26 protein-coding genes are annotated in these 21,627 nt (G+C 68.2%); 21 read left to right on the plus strand and 5 right to left on the minus strand.

What is annotated here, in order from left to right; translation table 11 throughout:
- Nucleotides 1-3: 3 nt before the first annotated feature.
- Nucleotides 4-450, plus strand: a complete 447-nt coding sequence (locus tag ACFWNN_RS24400; RefSeq protein WP_382442234.1) for a hypothetical protein — start codon at nucleotides 4-6, stop codon at nucleotides 448-450.
- Here the strand turns inward: ACFWNN_RS24400 and ACFWNN_RS24405 are convergent.
- Genes ACFWNN_RS24405 through ACFWNN_RS24415 form a run of 3 tightly spaced genes read right to left on the minus strand, consistent with a single transcriptional unit; the run spans nucleotide 447 to nucleotide 3,122 of the window.
- On the minus strand, nucleotides 447-1,022 hold the full coding sequence (locus ACFWNN_RS24405) for a lactate utilization protein C (RefSeq protein WP_382442235.1): 576 nt from the start codon (nucleotides 1,020-1,022) through the stop codon (nucleotides 447-449). The two genes, ACFWNN_RS24400 and ACFWNN_RS24405, sit on opposite strands and share 4 nt — an antisense overlap.
- On the minus strand, nucleotides 1,015-2,433 hold the full coding sequence (locus ACFWNN_RS24410; protein ID WP_382442236.1) for a LutB/LldF family L-lactate oxidation iron-sulfur protein: 1,419 nt from the start codon (nucleotides 2,431-2,433) through the stop codon (nucleotides 1,015-1,017). Before ACFWNN_RS24410 ends, ACFWNN_RS24405 begins: the two co-directional genes overlap by 8 nt.
- The gene (locus ACFWNN_RS24415) at nucleotides 2,415-3,122 is read right to left on the minus strand and encodes a (Fe-S)-binding protein (RefSeq protein WP_382442370.1); all 708 of its coding nucleotides are present in this window, start codon (nucleotides 3,120-3,122) and stop codon (nucleotides 2,415-2,417) included. Before ACFWNN_RS24415 ends, ACFWNN_RS24410 begins: the two co-directional genes overlap by 19 nt.
- A 111-nt stretch (nucleotides 3,123-3,233) precedes the next feature.
- Between ACFWNN_RS24415 and ACFWNN_RS24420 the strand changes: the two genes are divergently transcribed.
- Entirely contained in the window at nucleotides 3,234-4,508 is a 1,275-nt protein-coding gene (locus ACFWNN_RS24420; protein ID WP_382442237.1) for a sensor histidine kinase, read from the plus strand.
- Between the two features lie 224 nt (nucleotides 4,509-4,732).
- On the opposite strand, the gene ACFWNN_RS24425 is transcribed toward ACFWNN_RS24420, so the two are convergent.
- The gene (locus tag ACFWNN_RS24425; protein WP_177220854.1) at nucleotides 4,733-4,900 is read right to left on the minus strand and encodes a hypothetical protein; all 168 of its coding nucleotides are present in this window, start codon (nucleotides 4,898-4,900) and stop codon (nucleotides 4,733-4,735) included.
- Nucleotides 4,901-5,003: 103 nt separating this feature from the next.
- Between ACFWNN_RS24425 and ACFWNN_RS24430 the strand changes: the two genes are divergently transcribed.
- The 11 genes from ACFWNN_RS24430 (at nucleotide 5,004) to ACFWNN_RS24480 (ending at nucleotide 14,954) form a co-directional block, all read left to right on the plus strand.
- Nucleotides 5,004-5,864, plus strand: a complete 861-nt coding sequence (locus ACFWNN_RS24430; protein WP_382442238.1) for a S49 family peptidase — start codon at nucleotides 5,004-5,006, stop codon at nucleotides 5,862-5,864.
- A gap of 72 nt (nucleotides 5,865-5,936) precedes the next feature.
- Nucleotides 5,937-6,794, plus strand: coding sequence for a LytR/AlgR family response regulator transcription factor (locus ACFWNN_RS24435; protein WP_382442239.1), 858 nt, complete (start codon nucleotides 5,937-5,939; stop codon nucleotides 6,792-6,794).
- Complete coding sequence (locus ACFWNN_RS24440; protein ID WP_382442240.1) at nucleotides 6,791-7,219, plus strand: hypothetical protein; 429 nt, start codon at nucleotides 6,791-6,793, stop codon at nucleotides 7,217-7,219. The genes ACFWNN_RS24435 and ACFWNN_RS24440 overlap by 4 nt, the downstream gene beginning before the upstream one ends.
- Nucleotide 7,220: 1 nt before the next feature.
- Complete coding sequence (locus ACFWNN_RS24445; protein WP_382442241.1) at nucleotides 7,221-9,020, plus strand: cation acetate symporter; 1,800 nt, start codon at nucleotides 7,221-7,223, stop codon at nucleotides 9,018-9,020.
- 258 nt (nucleotides 9,021-9,278) lie between these two features.
- On the plus strand, nucleotides 9,279-9,629 hold the full coding sequence (locus tag ACFWNN_RS24450) for a DUF485 domain-containing protein (protein ID WP_285636228.1): 351 nt from the start codon (nucleotides 9,279-9,281) through the stop codon (nucleotides 9,627-9,629).
- Nucleotides 9,626-11,221, plus strand: coding sequence for a cation acetate symporter (locus ACFWNN_RS24455; RefSeq protein ID WP_382442242.1), 1,596 nt, complete (start codon nucleotides 9,626-9,628; stop codon nucleotides 11,219-11,221). The genes ACFWNN_RS24450 and ACFWNN_RS24455 overlap by 4 nt, the downstream gene beginning before the upstream one ends.
- Nucleotides 11,222-11,338: 117 nt before the next feature.
- Entirely contained in the window at nucleotides 11,339-11,833 is a 495-nt protein-coding gene (locus ACFWNN_RS24460) for a SigE family RNA polymerase sigma factor (protein ID WP_382442243.1), read from the plus strand.
- Nucleotides 11,830-12,573: a hypothetical protein gene (locus ACFWNN_RS24465; protein ID WP_382442244.1), complete on the plus strand. Its 744-nt coding sequence runs from the start codon at nucleotides 11,830-11,832 to the stop codon at nucleotides 12,571-12,573. Before ACFWNN_RS24460 ends, ACFWNN_RS24465 begins: the two co-directional genes overlap by 4 nt.
- Before the next feature lie 60 nt (nucleotides 12,574-12,633).
- The gene (locus ACFWNN_RS24470; protein WP_382442245.1) at nucleotides 12,634-12,972 is read left to right on the plus strand and encodes a rhodanese-like domain-containing protein; all 339 of its coding nucleotides are present in this window, start codon (nucleotides 12,634-12,636) and stop codon (nucleotides 12,970-12,972) included.
- Nucleotides 12,973-12,974: 2 nt separating this feature from the next.
- Nucleotides 12,975-13,880 (plus strand): DUF4328 domain-containing protein, encoded by a 906-nt coding sequence (locus ACFWNN_RS24475; protein ID WP_382442246.1) that lies wholly within the window; start codon nucleotides 12,975-12,977, stop codon nucleotides 13,878-13,880.
- 63 nt (nucleotides 13,881-13,943) lie between these two features.
- The gene (locus tag ACFWNN_RS24480; protein ID WP_382442247.1) at nucleotides 13,944-14,954 is read left to right on the plus strand and encodes a glycerophosphodiester phosphodiesterase; all 1,011 of its coding nucleotides are present in this window, start codon (nucleotides 13,944-13,946) and stop codon (nucleotides 14,952-14,954) included.
- Here the strand turns inward: ACFWNN_RS24480 and ACFWNN_RS24485 are convergent.
- The gene (locus tag ACFWNN_RS24485) at nucleotides 14,951-16,135 is read right to left on the minus strand and encodes a cytochrome P450 (RefSeq protein WP_382442248.1); all 1,185 of its coding nucleotides are present in this window, start codon (nucleotides 16,133-16,135) and stop codon (nucleotides 14,951-14,953) included. The two genes, ACFWNN_RS24480 and ACFWNN_RS24485, sit on opposite strands and share 4 nt — an antisense overlap.
- 89 nt (nucleotides 16,136-16,224) lie before the next feature.
- Between ACFWNN_RS24485 and ACFWNN_RS24490 the strand changes: the two genes are divergently transcribed.
- The 8 genes from ACFWNN_RS24490 (at nucleotide 16,225) to ACFWNN_RS24525 (ending at nucleotide 21,626) form a co-directional block, all read left to right on the plus strand.
- Nucleotides 16,225-16,965, plus strand: coding sequence for a glycerophosphodiester phosphodiesterase family protein (locus ACFWNN_RS24490; RefSeq protein ID WP_382442249.1), 741 nt, complete (start codon nucleotides 16,225-16,227; stop codon nucleotides 16,963-16,965).
- Between the two features lie 27 nt (nucleotides 16,966-16,992).
- A complete protein-coding gene (locus tag ACFWNN_RS24495) occupies nucleotides 16,993-17,928 on the plus strand; it encodes a DUF5926 family protein (RefSeq protein ID WP_382442250.1) in 936 nt (311 codons plus the stop codon).
- A gap of 45 nt (nucleotides 17,929-17,973) precedes the next feature.
- Complete coding sequence (locus ACFWNN_RS24500; protein ID WP_382442251.1) at nucleotides 17,974-18,312, plus strand: DUF952 domain-containing protein; 339 nt, start codon at nucleotides 17,974-17,976, stop codon at nucleotides 18,310-18,312.
- A gap of 90 nt (nucleotides 18,313-18,402) precedes the next feature.
- Nucleotides 18,403-18,927, plus strand: a complete 525-nt coding sequence (locus ACFWNN_RS24505; RefSeq protein ID WP_382442371.1) for a SigE family RNA polymerase sigma factor — start codon at nucleotides 18,403-18,405, stop codon at nucleotides 18,925-18,927.
- A gap of 3 nt (nucleotides 18,928-18,930) precedes the next feature.
- Nucleotides 18,931-19,740, plus strand: coding sequence for a hypothetical protein (locus ACFWNN_RS24510; RefSeq protein WP_382442252.1), 810 nt, complete (start codon nucleotides 18,931-18,933; stop codon nucleotides 19,738-19,740).
- A gap of 183 nt (nucleotides 19,741-19,923) precedes the next feature.
- Nucleotides 19,924-20,508: a hypothetical protein gene (locus ACFWNN_RS24515; protein ID WP_382442253.1), complete on the plus strand. Its 585-nt coding sequence runs from the start codon at nucleotides 19,924-19,926 to the stop codon at nucleotides 20,506-20,508.
- 27 nt (nucleotides 20,509-20,535) lie between these two features.
- Nucleotides 20,536-21,114, plus strand: a complete 579-nt coding sequence (locus ACFWNN_RS24520) for a hypothetical protein (protein ID WP_382442254.1) — start codon at nucleotides 20,536-20,538, stop codon at nucleotides 21,112-21,114.
- Between the two features lie 104 nt (nucleotides 21,115-21,218).
- Nucleotides 21,219-21,626, plus strand: coding sequence for a YciI family protein (locus ACFWNN_RS24525; protein ID WP_382442255.1), 408 nt, complete (start codon nucleotides 21,219-21,221; stop codon nucleotides 21,624-21,626).
- The last annotated feature ends 1 nt before the right edge of the window (nucleotide 21,627 follow it).

A 21,627-nucleotide genomic window follows, 5' to 3' on the forward strand; every position in this document is an offset into this window, starting at 1 on the left:
CGCATGACACGTCTGAGGAAAACCGTTGCCGTCGTGGTGGCCGCCGCAGCGGCCCTCATCCTCGCGCCGATGAACGCTCATGCCGCCGAGTACGGCTGCACCGGCACGTTGATCGACACCTACAAGGTCATGTCGAGGGTGCCGAACCACCTGAGCACGATCCGGCTGTACTACAACTCCAGCACGGGCTACAACTGCGCGGCCAACGTGAAGACGGCCTACTACTCGCAGTTCAAGCACCAGGCCAGCATCTCCATGTACAACCAGGACTTCCGCGAGGACGACAACAACCGTCCCGGCTACAACAACGACTTCGACTCCGGCAAGTTCCAGTACTACGCCGGCCCGGTCAAGGTGTACGCCAAGGGCAAGTGCGTGACGATCCGCGCGACCACCTACTACTACGACGAGGTGGGCGTGAAGGACGCCGTCGGCGTGCACTGCGGCTAGACGATCAACACCTCCAGCGTGCGCGGTCCGTGCACGCCCTCGACCCGGTTCAGCTCGATGTCGCTCGTCGCTGAGGGGCCGCTGATGAACGTCAGCGGGCGCGTCGGTTCCAGTCGTCGCAGGGCTTCTGGAACCGACGCGGCGATCTGGTCCTGGCGCACCACGCACAGGTGGTAGTCGGGCAGCAGGGTGAGCGCGCGGCGGCCCTGGGCCTCGCCGCCGTCGAGCACGATCGTGCCGGTGTCGGCGATCGCGACGGCGCACCCGGTGAGCACGCCGTCGGCCTGGTCGAGCTCCTCGATGGTCAGCGGTTCGTGCAGCCACGTGACGCCTTCGATCAGCCACTCCGCCGGAACGTCCTGGGGCGCAACGATTCTCTTGCCCTGGAGGCGTCCGAGAGCGGCCGGCACGTCGGTGACGGTGTGGACGATCGCGCGGTAGTCCGCGACCCGTTCGGCGAACAGCTCGACGCCGCCGGGGCCTTCGACGTTGTACCCGCGGACGGTCGGCTCGGCTGCGGGCACCCGTGCGTTCCTGATCCGTTGGAGGATCTCTTCTTTGGCGCTAGCCACGATTCTTCCTCCACCACGTGCGGAACGACTCGGCGGGCGGTGCGGGCACGTCCCGCGAGGACGTCCACTTCGAACCCGGCCACGGCAGCGACGTGATCTTGCCGTCGCGGGCCAGGAATCGGGCCAGGGAACCGGCTTTCTGCGCCTTCTCGTAGCGCGAGGCCGAGGCGAACATCCACGCGGCGGCCGCCATCGCGACCGACTCCGCCGTGCGTCCCTTCGCCTCCACCGCCTCGGCGCGCAGGTGCGTGAGGACGGACGGGATGTCGATCCGGACCGGGCAGACCTCGAAGCACGCGCCGCACAACGACGACGCGAAGGGGAGCGACGCCGCCTGCGGGTCGTGCATGTCGCCGACCAGCTGCGGGGTCAGGATCGCGCCGATCGGGCCGGGGTAGACCGAGCCGTACGACTGGCCGCCGGTGCGTTCGTAGACGGGGCAGACGTTGAGGCACGCGCTGCACCGGATGCACCGCAGTGCCTGGCGACCGACGGAATCGGTCAGCGTCGCCGTGCGGCCGTTGTCGATCAGCACGAGGTGGAACTTCTGCGGGCCGTCATCAGGGGTGACGCCGGTCCAGACCGACGTGTACGGGTTCATGCGTTCGGCCGTGGACGAGCGGGGCAGCAGCTGGAGGAACACCTCCAGGTCCTGCCACGTCGGCACGAGCTTCTCGATGCCCATCACGGTGATCAGGGTGTCCGGCAGAGTCAGGCACATGCGGCCGTTGCCCTCGGACTCCAGCACCACGATCGACCCGGTGTCGGCGACGGCGAAGTTCGCGCCGGAGATCGCGACCTTGGTCGTCAGGAACTTCTCGCGCAGGTAGACGCGGGCGGCCTCGGCGAGGTCGGCCGGTTCGTCGCTCACCTCGACGCCCATCCGCCGTTGGAAGATCTCGCGGATCTCCGAGCGGTTGCGGTGGATCGCGGGCACCAGGATGTGCGACGGCCGGTCGTCGCCGAGCTGCACGATCAGCTCGGCGAGGTCGGTCTCGATCGCGTGCACGCCGCCCTCCTCGAGCGCCTCGTTCAGCCCGATCTCGGCGGTGGCCATGGACTTGACCTTGACGACCTCCGCGGCGTTCTCGGCCCGGCAAAGGTCGAGAACGATCCGGTTGGCCTCCTCGGCGTCGCGCGCCCAGTGGACCGTGCCGCCCCTGGCCGTGACCTGCTCCTCCAGCTGCAGCAGGAGGGGTTCCAGGCGTGCGAGGACGTCGTTCTTGATCTGCTCGCCGGCGACCCTGAGCATCTCCCAGTCGGTCATCTCGGCGACCGCGGCTTCGCGGCGTCCCCGGATCGTGCCGGTGGCTCGACGCAGGTTCTGCCGCAACTGGGTGTCCTGCAACGCCTCCTTGGCGGCCTTCGGGAACGTCGGGCTGCCCAGCCACGTCACCGGGTTGCGAGCCACGGTTCCTCCTCCGTCGAAGCCAGGATCTCCGCCAGGTGCACCGGCCGCACGCCCGCGCGCAGCCGCGAGAGCCCGCCGCCGATGTGCATGAGGCACGAGTTGTCGCCCGCTGACAGGACCTCGGCGCCGGTGTCGAGCACGCACCGCATCTTGTCGGCGAGCATCGCCGTGGACGTCTCGGCGTTCTTCACCGCGAACGTGCCGCCGAACCCGCAGCAGTGCGTCGAGTCCGGCAGCTCCACCAGATCGAGTGCTTTCACGGCCCTGAGCAGCGCCAACGGCTTGTCCCCGATCCCCAGCATGCGCAGCGAGTGACACGTGGGGTGATAGGTGACCCGGTGGGGGAACCAGGCGCCGACGTCGGTCACGCCGAGCACGTCGACGAGGAACTCCGCGAGCTCGAACGTGCGCGGCGGAGACTCACCCAGGGTGGGATGGACCTCCCGAACCATGCCCGCACATGACCCGGATGGCGCAACGACGTGGTCGTAGCCCGCGAAGACGTCGGTGTACTTGCGCGCCAGAGGCTTGGCGTGGTCCCGGTAGCCGGTGTTGAAGTGCATCTGGCCGCAGCACGTCTGGTCGAGGGGGAAGTCGACCTCGCAGCCGAGCCTCTCCAGCAAACGCACCACGGCACGGGCCGTCTCCGGGAAGAACGTGTCGGTCAGGCAGGTCGCGAACAGCGCCACTTTCACTCGCACACCCTCTCCCTGAATTCATCCGATGTCTAGCCTGACCGGTGGACCGTCCGGGGGTACGCTGGGCGCGCCTCTTGCTATAGGGGTGCCCCACAGCACAGCATGTGCACCGTGGGCGACCTGTTGACCGAGCGCGCCGTGCTCGGTGTCATCGCGACCCTGGCCGTTCTGGGCCTCTTCGTGATGCTGTGCCGCGCTCGACGAGTCAGCACCTCCGTCGAGGATGCTGTGATGGACATGCTCGATCGCATGTCCAGGGCGTCGAGCGACCTCCGCGCGGGCTTGACCGAGGAGGCGGCCAACAAGGCCACACCTCATCTGCGCGAGATGCTCCGGTGCGTGGCGGTCGCCATCACCGACGAGGAGGGCACCGTCCTCTCGTGGGACGGCGGCGCGAACGACCACTACGAGTACCTCCGCGACACCGTTGCCCGAGCCATCAACAACTGCCACAAGGAACACGTCGACCACCGCAAGCTCGGCTGCGAGCTGCAAGGCCCGTGCTCCCTGCACAGCGTTGTCGTGGTCCCCCTGGTCGTCGAGGGAGACGTGGCCGGCACGTTGATCGTGGTCTCCGGCGTCGCCTCGAAGCGCCAGATCCGCATGGCCGAGGAAACGGCCCGCTTCGTCTCGACCCAGCTGGAACTGGAAGTGGTCCAGAAGCAGCGCCAGGCCCTCGCCCAGGCCCTCGCCCAGGCCGAGGTGAAGGCCCTGCGGGCCCAGATCTCCCCGCACTTCGTCTACAACGCCCTGAACACCATCTCGTCGCTGATCCGCACCGACCCCGCGCACGCCCGTGAGCTGCTGCAGGAGTTCGCGGAGTTCACGCGCTACTCGTTCCGCACCGACGGCTTGTTCACGACCCTCGCCGATGAACTGACCAACATCCACCGCTACCTGACCATCGAACAGGCCCGCTACGGCTCGCGCTTGAACGTCCGTCTCCGGATCGCGCCCGAGGTCCTGCAGGTCGTTCTGCCGTTCCTCGTCCTGCAGCCGCTGGTCGAGAACGCGGTCCGGCACGGCCTGGCCAAGAAGCCCGGCGGCGGCATGCTCACCATCACCGCCGAGGACAACGGCAACGAGGCCCTGATCAGCGTCGAGGACGACGGCGTGGGCATGGACCCCGAACGCCTCGACGACATCAAGGACGCCCACCAGACCGGCGCCCACGTGGGCATCGGCAACATCAACGACCGCATGCGCACCGTCTTCGGCGTGGAGTACGCGCTGGTCGTCGAAACGGCCCCCAACGCGGGCACCAAGGTGATCCTCAACGTGCCGAAGTTCGCCCGCAACGTGCTGCCGAACCTGAACATCGGGTCGCAGATGACGGACGAGCCGATGACGAACGAGCAGCCGGCGATCCGCGCCTGACCCGTCACGAAAGTTGCAAGGTCAAGCATGCTCAACCCATGCGTGAATCGTGCCGATTGTGGTGGTGACCAATGATCCGCCGGTCGTTTGAGCAACCAGAGGCCGGCCGCGAGTAAAGGCCACATCCACAGTGCACGAACCCAAGGCACCCGAACGCGTCCGCGTCTGCATCAAGTGCACCGCAAAGGGCTTCAACAGCTGCAAGTGCTGACCAAAAACCCAGTTCAGCGCGCTGCGACCGCCAGAGTCGTGATCAGCACGACGGCGCACACGCCCCAGCTCACCCACATCCAGTAGATGTGCATCGGCGTCGGTCCGGCCGCGTTCTGCCGCCCCCGGTCGTCCCACCACTCGACGTACCGTTCGAGCCACCGGATCGGGTTGAACGTCACCGGCCGAACCTAGCAGCCCAAAAGGTGTTCCAGGTCACGCGGGAGCAACCCGACCACCATCGAGGCTCCCGCGTCACCGCGAAACGCACGTACTGTCGAGTACATGAGCGTCACGGACAAGATCGCGGCCCGTCTGCCCAGGGTCATGGACCGGGGTGAGCGGCCTCCGGTCGTCGCCGCGGTGCGGTTGCACGGGGTCATCACCCCGCAGTCCTCGCCGGTCGCGCGCAACACGATCAGCCTCCAGAACGTCGAGTCGGCCATCAACCGCGCGTTCGACAACGAGCGGCTCATCGCCGTGGCGCTGCTCATCAACTCTCCTGGCGGCGCGCCCACGCAGTCCGCCCTCATCGCGGAACGCATCCGCGAGCTCGCCACCAAGAAGCACGTGCCGGTGCTCGCGTTCTGCGAGGACGTCGCGGCGTCCGGCGGCTATTGGCTGGCGTGCGCGGGTGACGAGATCTACGCGCACGGGACCAGCCTCGTGGGCTCCATCGGTGTCGTGAGCGCGGGCTTCGGTCTCAACGGCCTGCTGGACAAGGCCGGGGTCGAGCGCCGCGTCTACACCGCGGGCGAGAACAAGGTCCGGCTCGACCCGTTCCAGCCGGAGAAGCCCGAGGACGTCGAGTGGCTCAAAACTCTCCACTCGGACCTGCACGAGCAGTTCAAGGCGTGGGTCACCGAACGCCGCGGCGCCAAGCTCAAAACCGACGCCGACCTGTTCAGCGGTGAGGTGTGGACCGGCAGCAAGGCCCAGGAGCTGGGGCTGATCGACGGCATCGGCACGATCCGGACCGTCATCGCCAAGCGCTTCCCGGACGCCGAGCTGACGATCGCGGAGCCGCGCAGGCCGTTGCTGGCCAAGCTCGGGCTGACCGGTGCGTCCACCCGATCGGGCGATCTCGTGGCGCAGGTGCTCGCCAGTGTCGAGGAACGTGCTTGCTGGTCCCGATTCGGGCTGTGAGCATCAGTTCGGTTTCACCGGGCGTGTCGAGGCCTACCCCGGCGTAGACACGACTGCACATTGGTGGGCAAGATGCCCGACACAGTGAGTACCCAAGACAACGCCGGTCTCCTCGTCCTCGCAGTCGATGACGAGGCCCCTGGCCTGAGCGAGATCAAGTTCCTGCTCGAGAGCAGCCCTCACATCCGGCGCGTCCTCACGGCCTTCGACGCCGCCGAGGCACTGCGCATCCTGAGGGGTGACTACGAGCAGGAGGTCATGGCTCGGACCAAGGCCGGCCTGCCGCCGGTCGACGCCGTCTTCGCCGACATCAACATGCCGGGGCTCTCGGGCATGGACCTGGCGCGGGTGCTCAGCGCGTTCCGGTATCCGCCCGCGCTCGTGTTCGTGACGGGTGTCGAGGAACGGGACGCGCTCGTCACGGCGTTCGACGTCGGCGCGCTCGACTTCATCAACAAGCCGATCAACGAGGAACGCGTCCTCAAGGCGATCTCGCGGGTCGCGGACCGGGTGGGACGCACGGCGGCGCCCTCGACCCCCAGCGCGCAGACCGCCCAGAACCCCGCCGAACCGACCGACGACGAGGTCATCCCCGTCGAGCTCGGCGGCACCATCAAGCTCGTGCCGCGCGCGTCCGTGCGGTACGTCGAGGCGCAGGGCGACTACGCCCGCCTGCACACGCAGGACGGCAGCCACCTCGTCCGCATCCCGTTGGCGCAGTTGGAGGAACGCTGGGCCAACGCCGGGTTCGTGCGCATCCACCGGTCGTTCCTGGTGGCGTTGCCGCTGGTGAGCGAGCTGCGGATGACGGCGAACGGCTACGCGGTCGTCATCGGCACCGGTGAGGGCGCCAAGGAGCTCCCGGTCAGCCGCAGGCACACCAAGGAGCTCAAGGAACGGATCGTGCGACCGCCGAAGAGCGGCTGGTGAGCAGGCACGACGCGGGAAAGCCGGAGCAGCCCGCCCGGGAGGCCTGGCTCGGTGAGCAGGGCAGCAGGCCACGACGGCGCCGGGTCGTGCTCGCGGACTCCACGAAGAAGAGCGGCAAGGCGTTACGGACGATCATCGAGCTGGAGGAGCAGACCAGCGTCGGTGAGAAGCTGGTGCGCGACCTCATCCGGCAGCAGCTCAAGTCGGCTTTCGGGCTCGCGTTCGCGGTCCTGATCGGCATGTGCCTGCTGCCGATCACGTTCTACCTGGTCCCGTCCATCGGGGACCTGAAGATCCTCGGCATCCCCATCCCGTGGCTCGTGCTCGGCCTCGCGCCCTTCCCGATCCTCTACGGCGTCGGGTGGGTCTTCCGCAGGCAGGCCGAGCAGCACGAGAAGGACTTCGTGAACATGGTCAACCGCTGACGTGGACGCCACCTACTGGAGCCTCAGCGCCATCGTCGCCGTTGCGGCCGTGACGTTCCTGCTCGGCTACGTCGGGTCGCGCAAGGCGAACACCACCCCGGACTTCCTGGTGGCCCGCCGCGCGATCCCCGCCACCCGCAACGCCGCCGCGATCTCCGGCGAGTACCTGTCCGCCGCGTCGTTCCTCGGCGTCGCCGGGCTCGTGCTCAAGGACGGCGTCGACGCCCTCTGGTACCCGATCGGCTTCACCGCGGGCTACCTCGCGCTGCTGCTGTTCGTGGCCGCACCGCTGCGCCGCTCCGGCGCCTACACGTTGCCCGACTTCGCCGAGGCACGGCTGGGGTCGGCGAACGTCCGGCACTTCAGCACGTTCTTCGTGGTCTGCATCGGCGTGCTCTACCTGGTGCCGCAGCTGCAGTCCGCCGGCCTGACGCTCACCACGATCACCGGCCTGCCCGCGTGGTTCGGCGGCCTGATCGTCACGGCCATCGTGGTGATCAACGTGCTCGGCGGCGGCATGCGCGCGATCACGCTCGTGCAGGCGTTCCAGTACTGGGGCAAGCTCTTCGCGATCGCCGCGCCGACGTTCGTGCTGTTCGTGGTGTTCCTCGCCTCGCCGGACCGCGGCACGCAGCCGATCAGCGACGACGGCGTGGTGCGGTTCCCGAAGGCCGAGTCGGTCACCATCGCCGAGCAGGTCGTGAAGGTCCGCGTCGACCAGCCGCTGACGTTGAAGGTGCGCGGCCAGATCGACGGCAGGGACGCGGACGGACCGGTGTTCTGGGGCCGGGGCGTCTACGAGCTCAGCCCCGGCACGACCATGGAGTTCACCGCGGGCAGCCCGGTGCCGGTGGTCGAGGGGTCGCCGACGTCGAACTTCGACTGGACGCGCCCGCAGACCGGCGGCATCTCCGAGCTGATCAGGACGTACTCGCTGATCTTCGCGACGTTCCTCGGCACGATGGGCCTGCCGCACGTGCTGGTCCGCTTCTACACCAACCCGGACGGCAAGGCGGCCCGCCGCACGGCGTTGCACGTGCTCTACCTGCTGGGCCTCTTCTACATCTTCCCGACGGTGCTCGGCGTGCTCGCGCGGCTCTACCTGCCGCAGTTGCTGGTGACCGGGAGGACCGACGCGGCGGTGCTGATGCTGCCGGAGACGATGCTGCCGAACCTCGGCGGTCAGATCGTCGGCGCGATCGTCGCGGCGGGTGCGTTCGCGGCGTTTCTTTCGACCAGTTCGGGACTCGTGGTGTCGGTCGCCGGCGTCGTTTCGACGGACATCATGCCGGGCAAGGTTCGTGACTTCCGGTGGGCAACTGTGTTCACGGGACTGGTCGCAATTGGCCTCGCATTGCTTTTGCCGCGTTCGGATGCGTCACTGACGGTGGCCATGTCGTTCGCGTTGGCGGCGTCGACGTTCTGCCCGCTTCTCGTCCTCGGCATCTGGTGGAGGGGACTCACCTGGGTGGGCGCGGTGTGCGGTCTCGTGGTCGGCGGCGGCATGGTGATCACGGCTCAGGTCGTCAGCGTCGTCAGCTCGTACACCGGCCGCTGGGCGCCCGCGTTCATCACCCAACCTGCGCTGATCACCGTCCCGATCGCGTTCATGACCATGATCGTGGTCAGCAAGGCGACCAGGAGACGGGTGCCGGCGGACGTCAGCCAGATCCTGCTGCGACTGCACGCGCCGGACCCGCTGGGCTTCATCCGAGACCGCGACGTCGCCCGCTTCGGGACCGCGGAGGAGAAGGCCAGAATGGCCGACGACAAGCGCAGGGGAGCTGGACGAACACGATGAGTTACCGCCGTTTCAAATGGGTGAAAATTGGTCACTCGAATCGGTGAACGGTGATTCCGGTCACGCAGAGTGCCCTTCGTCTACGCATACTGACCGTTCGTCGCATCACCCGACTGCTGGGCGCAACGGCACGAACGGGGCCTTACCTGAGTGACTCAAGTCTCCATACGGTTCCTGACCAAGAACGGACCGCACCTGGAGGCATTACGTGCACGTCACGTTGCTGACACCTACGACGAGTACCGCGAGGAGGGGCCTGTGAGCAGCGTCGAACACACCCCGTCTGAGTCGGCCCCAGACGCACAGAAGTGGGCCGACGTCCAAGCGAGCGCTGACTTCACCGAGCTGAAGCAACGACTGCGCAAGTTCGTGTTCCCCGTCTCCGGACTGTTCCTCGCCTGGTACCTGCTGTACGTGCTGCTGGCTGACTACGCACACGACTTCATGTCCACCAAGGTGATCGGCAACATCAACGTCGGGCTCATCTTCGGCCTGCTGCAGTTCGTGTCGACGTTCGTCATCACGACGCTGTACGTGCGGCACGCCAACAAGAACCTCGACCCGCTCGCGGAGAAGCTCCGCAACGAGATCGAGGGAGACGGCAAGTGAACGAGTCCAGCCCGATCCTCAACATCAGCATCTTCGGTGTCTTCGTCCTGATCACGCTGGTCGTGGTCATCAGGGCGAGCCGCAACACCAAGACCGCTGCCGACTACCTGGCCGCCGGCCGCGCGTTCACCGGGCCGCAGAACGGCATCGCGATCGCGGGCGACTACCTGTCCGCCGCGTCGTTCCTCGGCATCGCGGGCGCCATCGCGTTGAACGGCTACGACGGCTTCCTCTACTCCATCGGCTTCCTGGTGGCGTGGCTCGTCGCGTTGCTGCTGGTCGCGGAGCTGCTGCGGAACACCGGCAAGTACACGATGGGCGACGTGCTCAGCTTCCGGATGCGTCAGCGTCCGGTCCGCGCGGCCGCCGCCACGTCGACGATGGCGGTCTCGTTCTTCTACCTGCTGGCCCAGATGGCCGGTGCGGGCGGCCTCGTCGCCCTGCTGCTCGGCATCACCGGCAGCGGTGGCCAGGCCCTGGTCATCGCCGTGGTCGGCGCCCTGATGATCGCCTACGTCCTCATCGGCGGCATGAAGGGCACCACCTGGGTGCAGATCATCAAGGCGGTCCTGCTGATCGCCGGTGCGGGCATCATGACCGTCTGGGTGCTCGGCAAGTACGGCTTCAACCTCTCGGCCCTGCTCGGTGCGGCGGTCGACGCCGCCCCGAAGGCGGGCGAGAAGCTCCTCGGCCCGGGCCTGCAGTACGGCGCGACCGGCACCAGCAGGCTGGACTTCCTGTCGCTGGCCCTCGCGCTGGTCCTCGGCACCGCGGGTCTGCCGCACATCCTGATGCGCTTCTACACCGTGCCGACGGCGAAGGAAGCCCGTCGCTCGGTCGTGTGGGCGATCTGGCTGATCGGCATCTTCTACCTGTTCACCCTGGTCTTGGGCTACGGCGCCGGCGCGCTCGTCGGCCCGGACAAGATCAACGCGGCTCCCGGCAAGGCCAACTCGGCCGCCCCGCTGCTCGCGCTGGAACTGGGTGGCCCGATCCTGCTGGGCCTCATCGCGGCGGTCGCCTTCGCGACGATCCTCGCGGTCGTGGCCGGCCTGACGATCACGGCGTCGGCGTCGTTCGCCCACGACATCTACGCCAACGTGATCAAGAAGGGCAACGGCGACGAGAGCAAGACCGACGAGGTGAAGGTCGCCCGCATCACCGCGATCGTCATCGGTCTCGTGTCCATCGGTGGCGGCATCATCGCCAACGGCCAGAACGTCGCGTTCCTCGTGGCACTGGCGTTCGCGGTCGCGGCCTCGGCGAACCTGCCGACGATCCTCTACTCGCTGTTCTGGAAGAGGTTCAACACCTCGGGCGCGTTGTGGAGCATCTACGGCGGTCTGATCGTGACGATCACCCTGATCATCTTGTCGCCCGCCGTCTCCGGCAAGCCGACCTCGATGTTCAAGAACGCCGACTTCGACCTGTTCCCGCTGTCGAACCCCGGCATCGTCTCGATCCCGGTCGCGTTCCTGCTCGGCTACGTCGGCACGATCCTCTCGAAGGACAAGGCCGACCCCGCCAAGCAGGCCGAGATGGAGGTCCGCTCCCTCACCGGTGCGGGCGCCGAGAAGGCCATCGCGCACTAGTTCGCGTTCGACGAGAACGGGCCGTCCCTCACCAGGGGCGGCCCGTTCTCGCATGTGCAACCCTGCGCGCGCTGTTCGCGTATTGCACGCGACGCAGCAAGAGCTTGGGGGACCGGAGTGCGACGAGACGAAGAGTTCTCGGAGTTCTTCCAGAACAGATTCGACTGGGCGAGGCGCACGGCGTACGCGTTGTGCGGTGACTGGTCGGAAGCGGAAGAGCTCGCACAGAACGCGTTCGTGAAGGCGTATGCGAAATGGCCGAGTGTGCGGCGGGAAAGCGCGGAGGCCTACGTGCGGACGATCCTCACCCGCCTGTTCCTGGACACCAAGCGACGGGTGCGCGGACGTGAGCACCCGGTCGCCGAGGTGCCCGAACACGGTGTCAGCGGCGGTTTCAGCGAGCACGACTCCGCACTGCACCGGGCGTTGCAGCAGGTGCCGCCCAGGCAACGGGCGGTGCTCGTGCTGCGGTACGTGCACGACCTGTCCATCGAGCAGACGGCCGCCGAGCTGGGCTGCTCGGAGGGCAACGTGAAGAGCCAGTCAGCAAGGGGGTTGTCGGCGCTCCGCGAGGCGTACGGCCGCCCGGTCGAATCGGAGAGTGCCTCATGAGGATCCAGGACGAGCTGCGCGGAGCTCTCGACGTGCCCGCGCCACCGACGGTCACCACGCTCGAGGACGTGATCAAGCGCGGCAAGCGCCAGGTCGCCGTTCGCAGGGCAGGGATCGCCGGAAGTGTGCTGGCCGTCGTCGCGGTGATCGCGGCGGGCGTGCTGATCTGGCCGTTCGGGACGGCCGGCAGGTCCGACCCGGTGAACTGGGCCCGTGCGACCGTGGCGCCGGGACACGTGCCGGACCCGCCGCGGGACAGCAGGGCCTGCCGCGACAACCCGAACCCGCCGCCGCCCATCCTCACCCCCGGCGGCGAGTCGCTGGACCGCAAGCAGACCGATGCGTGGCTGGACCTGACGCACTCGATCCTGCCGAACGAGAGGCTCGACACGACGCCCGTCGGGTACGACGACGTCCGCGTGTTCACGATCAACATCGGTGACTACAGCGCCGTGCGGTTCACCAGGGTGCGGTTCGACGGCCTCAGCCCGTCCGCCGCGGCCGATCGGGCGCTGTGGGCGTCCGGTGCGTGCACACTGCCTCGCCGCGCCACCAACGCCGACGGCACCGTGTTCCAGCTCTACGACGGCGCCCCGACCGGGCAGGCCCTCTACGTCTTCCGCGCCGACGGCCGTTCGTTGCGGATGGAGCAGGTCAGCGTCTCGTCGGTGGCGGGGTCGCTGCCGTTGTCCGAGGCGGACTTCGTGAAGCTCGGGGCCGCCGTCGCGGAGGTGCTCTGAGGGTGGACCCGTGCCGGAGGTTCACGTCCGTGCAACCTCCGGCATGGGAACATCTACGGCGTGACTGTTCCAAGCGTGGGTATCGCCGACGTTCCCGCTGAGCTGCCCGAGGGCGCCGTCCTGCTGGACGTGCGCGAGATGGACGAGTGGGAGGCCGGCCACGCTCCCGGCGCCGTGCACGTCCCCATGAGCGAGATCGGCGCCCGCCTCGAAGAGGTGCCGAACGACGTGCAGCTCTACGTCGTGTGCCGCGCCGGAGGCCGTTCCGCCCGCGTGACCCAGTACCTCAACGAGAACGGCTGGGAGGCCGTCAACGTCGAGGGCGGCATGCAGCACTGGGAGGCCGCCGGCCGTCCGCTCGAAGGCGGCACCGACGGCGCGGAACCCCAGGTCATCTGATCGTGCAGCCGCTGCAGCCGATGCGCGTGGACTGGGTGGCGACGCCGCCACCCGGTGCGTACCCGCAGCCGTCGCGCCGGTCGCAGCGGCGGTCCTACGGCGGTCCGCCGAACTACCCGGTCCCGCCGCGCTGGGGTTTCCCGCTGCTCGCGTGGCGCTGGCCGACCGCGGTGCCGGGCGCCGCGGAGACGGCGAACTCCGTCGACAACGTCCGGCGGCTGGGCAGGCTCGCGCAGAACACGTTGTTCGTGCTGGCCGTCATCGCCGTGTGGGCGGCGGGCTCCGAGATCTGGCGCTACGTGCTGGTCGCGCAGAGCCGTTTCGGCGCGTTGTCGCCCGGTGTCGTCAACACCTCGGACGCGATGGTGATCTCGTCCGGGCTGCTCTACTGGATCGTCGGGGTGTTCGCGCAGATCCCCGTCCTGCTGTGGGTGTGGCGCGCGCGGAACGTGGCCGCCGACCTGGCGGGCTACGGGCCGTCCCGCTCCGGCGTCGTCGCCCTGCTGCTGATGTACGTGCCGTTCGTGAACCTCGTCGTGCCCGGCTCGGTGCTCGCGGAGCTCGAACACGCCGTCGCCCGCCGGCCTGCCGACGAACGCCCGCGCCCGTCGAAGGTGCTGCGCTGGTGGTGGGGCCTCTGGGTCGCCGCCGGTCTGCTCTTCTGGATCACGCTGCTGTGGCGGCTGCGGGACAGCACCCAGGCCCTCGCCGACGGCGTCCTGCTGCACGCGCTCTCCGACCTGGTGCTCGCCGCCGTCGCCGTGGCGTCCCTGCTGGTGATCCGCCGCATCACGACGTTGCTGCTGCCGGTCGACGCCGCGTCCGTCCGGCTGATGCGCGTGGTCGAGGTCAAGGACGCCCCCGAGCCACCGCTGCGCGCCGTCCGCGCCTCCGGCTCGCCCCGCTGAGTTCAACCGACGTTCGCCCGCGCGGCCCTTCCGAGGCCCTCCGCGCACTGCCAGGTTGGGTAGATGCGGACACTCATCGGGGCACTGGTGATCGCAATGGCCACCCCGGGCGCGGCTGCCGCGCACCACCGGGACTTCGACCTCCAGGCACACCGCGGCGGCATCGGCCTGACCGTCGAGAGCACGCTCAAGGCGTTCGGCAAGGCCCTGGAACTGGGCGTGACCACCCTCGAACTGGACCTCCAGATCACCCGCGACGGCCGTGAGGTCATCACCCACGACCGCAAGACCAACCCGTCGAAGTGCCTCGACACCGTGCCTGCCTTTCCCGGCGACCCGGAGTTCCCGTACGCCGGCAAGTACGTGAAGGACCTGACGTTCGCCCAGGTCAGAACGCTGGACTGCGGCAGCACCCGCTGGTCCCAGTACCCCGACCAGGAACTCTCGCCGGGCGCCCGCATGCCCACCCTCGCCGAGCTCTTCGACCTGGCCCGCCGGCACCGGGCCTGGGGCATCCGCTTCAACATCGAAACGAAGGTGGAAGCCGCCGCCCCGCACGAGACGGCCCCACGCGAACAGTTCGTCCGCCGAGCCGTCCAGGAGATCCGCCGCTCGGGCTTCCTGCACAACGTGACCATCCAGTCTTTCGACTGGGCCACCCTGATGCTGATGCGCCGCACCGAACCGCGCCTTCCTTTGGTAGCCCTGACGCAGCCGGAGATGCTCCGCCCGGGCTCCCCGTGGACAGGAGGCCTGGAACTGGCCGACTTCGACGGCAGCGTCGCGCGGATGGCGAAGAGCTTCGGCGCCTCCGCCTTGTCACCGGTGCACGGCAACCCGCAGAACGGCAAGGTGGGCGACCCGGACTACGTCCCGTTCACGACCCGCGCTCTCGTGGCTGACGCACACCGGCACGGCCTCAAGGTGATCCCGTGGACCACCAACGACCCGGCCACGATGAACAAGCTGATCGACGACGGCGTGGACGGCATCATCACCGACTACCCGGACCGCTTGCGCGATCTGATGAGGGAACGCGGCTTCAAGCTCCCGAAGCGCTATCCGAAGCGTTAGTCGTTCCCGAGCGGCAGCGAGTGCAGCCCGCGGATCACGAACTCCGCCCGCCGGTTCGGCTCCTCCGCCAGCACGACCCCGGGCAGCTTCCGGTGCAACGACGACAAAGCCGCCTCCACCTCGATCCGGGCCAACGGCGCACCCAGGCAGTAGTGGATCCCCATCCCGAACCCGAGATGCGGGTTCTTCTCCCGCCCGACGTCCAACGAGTCGGGCTGCGAGAACACCAACGGATCGCGGGCCGCGGCACCCAGCAAAGCCGCGATCTTCTGACCAGGCTCGATCACGTGGCCGGCGATCTCCACCCGCTCAGTGGCCGTGCGCTCGAAGAGCTGCAACGGCGAGTCGAAACGAATGAGCTCCTCGACAGCCGTGGGCATCAGCGCAGGCGAAAGCCGCTCCCACTGCGACCGGTGCTGCATCAGCGCGTACACGCCGTTCCCGATGACGTTGACCGTCGCCTCGTGCCCAGCCATCAACAACAACACCGCGGTGGCGACCAGTTCGTCCTCGGTCAACCGAGCCCCGTCGGTGTCGGTGACGGCGACCAGGTCCGAGACGAGGTCCGCGCCCGGAGACACCCGGCGCAGCGCGACCAGTTCGCGCAGGTACGCGACGAACTCGGTGGCCGCCCGCTCGGCAAGAGCCTGCTGGTCGGCGGGCAGGCCGTACTCGTACATCTTCACGATGGCGTTCGACCACGGCTGGAGCAGGTGGCGGTCCTCGCCGGGGACGCCCAGCAGTTCGGCGATCACCTCGACCGGCAGCGGTGCGGCCACGTGGGCGAGGAGGTCGGCCTGGCCCTGGTCCTTGATCTTGGCGGCCAGGTCGTCGACGAGCTTGTCGGCCAGGTCGGCCACCCACGGGCGGAGCCGTTCCACGTGGCCTCGCCCGAAGGCGGCGGCCACCAGGCGGCGCAGGCGGGTGTGGGTCGGCGGCTCGTTCTCCAGCAGGGAGTTGCGGTGCAGGAGGTTGAACGACATGAACTGCTCGACCGGCTTCACGTCCGACCAGATGCGGCCCAGCGAGCGGTGCCGCAGGACTGCGGTGCAGGCCGCGTGCGAGACGGCGACGGCCACGTCCATCTGCTCGTGGTGATGCACCTCACCGGCTTCGCGCAGGGCGGCGAAGGCCGGGTACGGGTCTGCGATGAACGCGGGATCGCGCTGGTCGAACGTCACAAGGCGGGACGGTAAGTCGCGATCGGCGTTTCGTCCACGTCCATTTGATTGATGACTCAAATTGTTGCGGAGACCGTATCGTTCGGGGCGTGCAGCAGCCTGCCGTCGTCGCGCACCGCGGTGCGTCCACAGACCGTCCTGAGCACACCATCGGCGCGTACGAACTCGCGCTCAAGGAAGGTGCAGACGGGCTCGAATGCGACATCCGCCTGTCCAAGGACGGCGAGATCGTGTGTGTGCACGACCGCACGCTCACGAGGACGTCCAACGGTCGTGGCACCGTGAGCGCACTCACACTCGAAGAGCTGAAGAGGTACGACTACGGCAGCTGGCACCGCCACGGTCAACCAGCCGAGCTGCTGCTGCTCGACCAGCTGCTGGAACTCGTCAAGGGCACCAACGTGCAGCTCTTCGTCGAGACCAAGCACCCGGTCCGCTACCGCAACGAGGTCGAGCGCAAGCTGGTCCAGACGCTCAAGCGGCACGACCTCGACGCCCAGATCGTCATGATGTCGTTCTCGCCGACGGCCGTGAAGGCGTTCCGCGAGCAGGCGCCCGACGTCCGCACGGTGCTGCTGCTCGACCGCCTGGGCCGGTACAGATCAGGCGCGCTGCCGCCGTTCGCCGACTACACCGGGCCCGGTGTGCACCTGCTGCGCAACGACCCGGAGTACGTCGATCGGGCCAGGCGCGCGGGCCACGAGACGTACGTGTGGACGGTGGACAACGCCGAGGACGTCGCCCTGTGTCGTGACCTGGGTGTCCGCTACCTCGCGACGAACGCCCCGGCGAACACCCGCCGCCTGCTGACGGCTAACTTGACCACCTAGCAAAGCCTGAGCACGAGGAGGGCCAAGGTGGCCAAGCGGACCGCGGTCAAGGACGCACCGAAGGACGGGATCAACCCCAAGCAGCCCTGCCCGTGCGGGTCCGGCAAGCGCTACAAGGCCTGCCACGGCGCGCCCGGCGGCGCGACCGACGTGATCGTGTCCCGGCCGTTCGAGGGCCTCGCCGCCGAGTGCGAGCTGATCGCGCTGCGCGAGTTCGTGCCGTCGGCCGTGGTGAAGCTGCCGGTCAAGGACGGCCGCGAGGTCACGCTCGCCACCGTGCTGCCGATGGCCGCCGCCGGTCTCATCCGCGGCGACGACGTGCCGTTCGTGGGTCTTCAGGTGCAGACGCGCTCCGGCGACATCAGCCGCGACCTCGCGCGCGCCGTGCAGTGGGCGCAGGACGCGAAGACCGGTGACGTGCTGCCGGTCGTCGGTCCCGACAACGGCGAGAACCCCGGTCGCCTGCAGGACCTGCTGGACGTCGACGCCGACATCACGCCCGTGCTGCACACCGACTTCATCTGGTGGATGCCGGAGGGCACCGAGCCGACCGGTGACGTCGCGTTGTCGCTGGAGCGCGCGAACGCCGCGATCCTGCCGACCGAGCGCCTCGACGCCCCCGGCGTGAAGGCCGCCTACTGGGTCGACGCGGGCGACAAGGCACACCTGCGCTGGGTCCGTCCGGAGCCCGAGGAGAAGCTGCTGTCCGCGATGGCCCGCCTGGCCGCGCGCGGTGAGCTCGACCTCGGCGAGGGCTCGCGCTACGCCGGTTCGTTCCGCGCGCACGGCCTGCTCGTGCCGGTGTGGGACCTCGACCGCGAGATGCACGCCCGCGAGTGGGCCGAGCCGGCGGAGGCGCTGGGCAAGCGCCTGCTGGAGGCACTCGCGTCCGACGAGCAGCTGTCCGACGCCGAGCGCCGCGCCCGCGAGGGCCTGCGGGGACGCCAGATCACCCTGCGCTAGTCCACAGGGTTGTCCACATAGTTGTGCACAGGGAGCTGTGGATAAGTGCTGCTGCACATCATCACGACGGCCGGCTGGGCCGCTGCCCAGTCGGCCGGGGTCATCACGCCCGCCGAAGGTGACGAGTTCGTGCACTGCTCCGACCGGGGCGTCGTGCACGTGTCGGCCGGCAAGTTCTTCCACGGGCAGAGCGGCCTGCTGCTGCTCGTCATCGACCCGAAGCTGGTCGAGGTGCCGGTCAGGTGGGAACCGGTGCCGGACTCGCCGCTGTGGTTCCCGCACGTCTACGGCCCGATCCTGGTCACCGCGGTGACCGAGGTCCACGACTTCCCGAGCGAGCAGGACGGTTCGTTCGTACTGCCGGAAGCCGTTGCTGTTCTGTGATTAAGTAGGGCAACCGTCCGGTACCCCCGAGCGTGAACTCCCCGACGCAGGTTTCGCTGCTTCTGGGGGAGGGGGTGTGCCGTGACGGCAGTGCTGGGTGTGGAGTTGGCCGCCGAACGCGGCGGGGGAAGAGCGGAAACCTTGGGGGATTTCGCTGAGTTCGTGCGCATTTCCATGCCCGGACTCCTTCGTTACGGGCATGCGCTGACGGGGAACCCGCACGACTCGGCCGACCTCGTCCAGGCGGTGCTGGAGAAGGTCGGTTCCCGCTGGGTCGCGGTGCAGCGCAAGGGCGACGACCCGCTCGCGTACGTGCGCCGGGCGATGGCCAACACCCACATCAGCATCTGGCGCCGGCGCAGGCGGGAAAGCCTCGTGGCGGACTTCCCGGACGTCGGGGCCGTCGCGCCCGAGTTGAGCCGGCTGGAGAACGAACCCCTCTGGCAGGCACTGCGCGCACTTCCACCGCGGCAACGTGCCGTGATCGTGCTGCGTTACTACGAGAACCTGTCCGAAGCCGAGATCGCGGACGCGCTCGGCATCTCCTGCGGGACGGTCAAGAGTCAGAGCAGCAAGGCGATGGCGAGTCTTCGAACACGCCTGGGAAAGGACTGATCCGTGGACGACCTCGACGACGAGCTGAGGAAGCTCTTCAGCGATGATCGGCTGGACGTCCACTCCACGCCGATCGCGACAGAGGCGGTGGTGGCCGGAGCCAACCGCCGCAGGCGCCGCCGCACCGCCGTCACCGGCACGTTCGCCGTGGTGGCCGTGGTGGGAGCGATTGCCGGTGTGGTGCAACTGAACGCGCTGCAGCACGAAGACACGGTCGGCGCTCTGCTGACGACGGCGTCCACGACCGCCTCCACGACCCCGCCGCCGGTGTACGTCAGCACGTACACCTCGACGGCGACCGTGACGGTCCCGGTGCCCCCGAGCGGCAACGGCTCCGCCAACCCGGACACGCCTGGAAGCGCGAGCACCCCGAAGTCGAGCAACAAGCCGAACACGTCGACGCCGCCCACGGCGGAAGCGCAGCCGGGCCGCTACGGGACGCTCGCGCTGGGGATGTCCGAAGCGGACGCGCTGGCGACCGGATCGCTGCTCCAGGCCGGCACCGCCCCCGACGGCCGGTGCAAGACCTACGCGACCAAGTCGAACTCGGCTGACGACGCGGTGGTCATCTCGCCGGACCGGGGCATCGTGCGGATCACGCTGCCGGACTTCGCGAAGACGCCCAAGAACGTCGGCCAGGGATCGAAGGTGGCGGACGTGAAGACCGCCTACGCCAACGCGGTGCAGTCCGGCACCACGGTGACCGCGAAGATGGCGGCGACGCCGCCCTGGTCGTACGTGTTCGAAACCGACGGAACCGCGGTGACGCAGGTGAACATGCGCCTCGACGCCAACGACTGCGCTTCTGTCTGACCATCAGACCTGCCGAGGTTTCCGCTGTTCCTGGGGGTGCAGCGGAAACCTCGGCATCCGTTTTCCGGCACAGTTGAACAGCGGTCGCCGTGACTTTTCCGTGACGAATAACTTCGCAACCACCTGGTGCTGCCGACGTCTTATGGGTGTCTCGAAAGCAAGCAGTTCCATGGGGGGAACGAAATGAAGAACGCGCTCAAGATCGCAATTGTCACCGGAATCGCCGTGGCCGGAATTGCCGCCTGCACGTCGAGCCCGACGCCGGACGCCGCCCCGGTGACTCCGCTGCCGTCCGCCACGATCGCGCCGCCCACCTCCGTCGTGACCGCAATCGTGACCAGCACCGTCACCAACCAGCCGGAGCCGAACTCGGTTACGCAGGTGGTGGACAACCGCATCGGCTACGGCGCGCTCAAGCTCGGCATGACGGCGGACGAAGCGGTCGCCGCGGGCCTGACCGGCCTCGACTGGGGACAGGACACCTGCACCATTGCGGAGAACGTCGCAATCTCCAAGAAGTACGGAATCGAGCGGATCACGTTGCCCGCTGAAGCCAAGACCTCCAAGGGAATCGGTGTGGGTTCGACCGTCGGGGAGATGAAGCGCGCCTACCCGAACGCCAAGGAATTTCGTGCCGGCTTCTCGGTGGAGTTGACCGACACCGCTCACTACGTGTTCGGGACTTACGGAACCAACACTGACGACACCAAGATCGTCGAGATCAAGCTCGGATACAGCCTGGTCGACTGCGCAATGGCCTACCTGTAAACAAACAGCATCCTGGGGGAGAAAGAAATGAACCGCTCGATCGCAGCAATCACCGTTCTCGCCGGTCTGGGCCTGGCCGCGTGCACGTCCACGCCGGCGCCGGACAACGCGCCGACCACCACGACCTCCGCCACGGCGCCGTCAGCCGCCGTCAAGACCGAGGTCGTCACCGAGACCGTCACGAAGCCCGTCGCGCAGCCGCCGCCGGCCAAGCCCGTGATCGGCTCGTTCGGCTACGGCCCGCTGAAGCTCGGCATGACCCTCCAACAGGCGATGGACACCAAGCTCATCGGCCCCAACCGCCTCCCGTCAGAGGGCTGCACGTCCCACCAGATCCTGGGCACCGACCAGTGGGTGTACGTGTCTCCGACGGTCGGTGTCGCCACGATCCCGTTCACCGCGGCCATGACGGCGGACGGCGCGGGTGTCGGCGCGACCGAGGCGAAGCTCAAGGAGGAGTACACGAACCTGGAGCCCGCCGGTCCGAACTACACCTACAAGGCCAAGGCCGACGGGAACCCGAACGCGACGTTTGTCTTCACGGTCCAGGAAGGGAAGGTCACCGTCGCGTACATCTCCGTCGCCAACCAGGAGTGCCACAACTAGTCGAAAAAATCTCGGGGGACGGTGTCGAGATCCGCGTTTCGGCTCCGTCCCCGCGGTGAAAGTGACCAGGATGGGTCGCAACAGCACCGAGGGAGACACCCGAGATGGCCAAGTACCTGCTGCTCAAGCACTACCGCGGCGCGCCTGAGCCGATCAACAACGTCTCGATGGACCAGTGGTCGCAGGAAGAGATCTCCGCGCACATCAAGTACATGAACGACTTCGCGGACAAGCTCAAGGAGACCGGCGAGTTCGTCGACGGCCAGGCGCTCGAGCAGACCGGCACCTGGGTCCGCTACGACGGCGAGGGCCGCCCGCCGGTCACCGACGGACCGTTCGCGGAGACGAAGGACCTCATCGCGGGCTGGATGATCCTCGACACCGACACCTACGAGCGGGCGCTCGAGCTCGCCGGGGAGCTGTCGGCGGCTCCGGGCAAGGACGGCAAGCCGATCCACGAGTGGCTGGAGATCCGGCCGCTCTACGGCAACGCCCCGACGATCACGGAGTGAC

Origin of the sequence: Lentzea sp. NPDC058450 (genome assembly GCF_042721395.1) — a bacterium.
Taxonomy (GTDB): Bacteria; Actinomycetota; Actinomycetes; order Mycobacteriales; family Pseudonocardiaceae; genus Lentzea.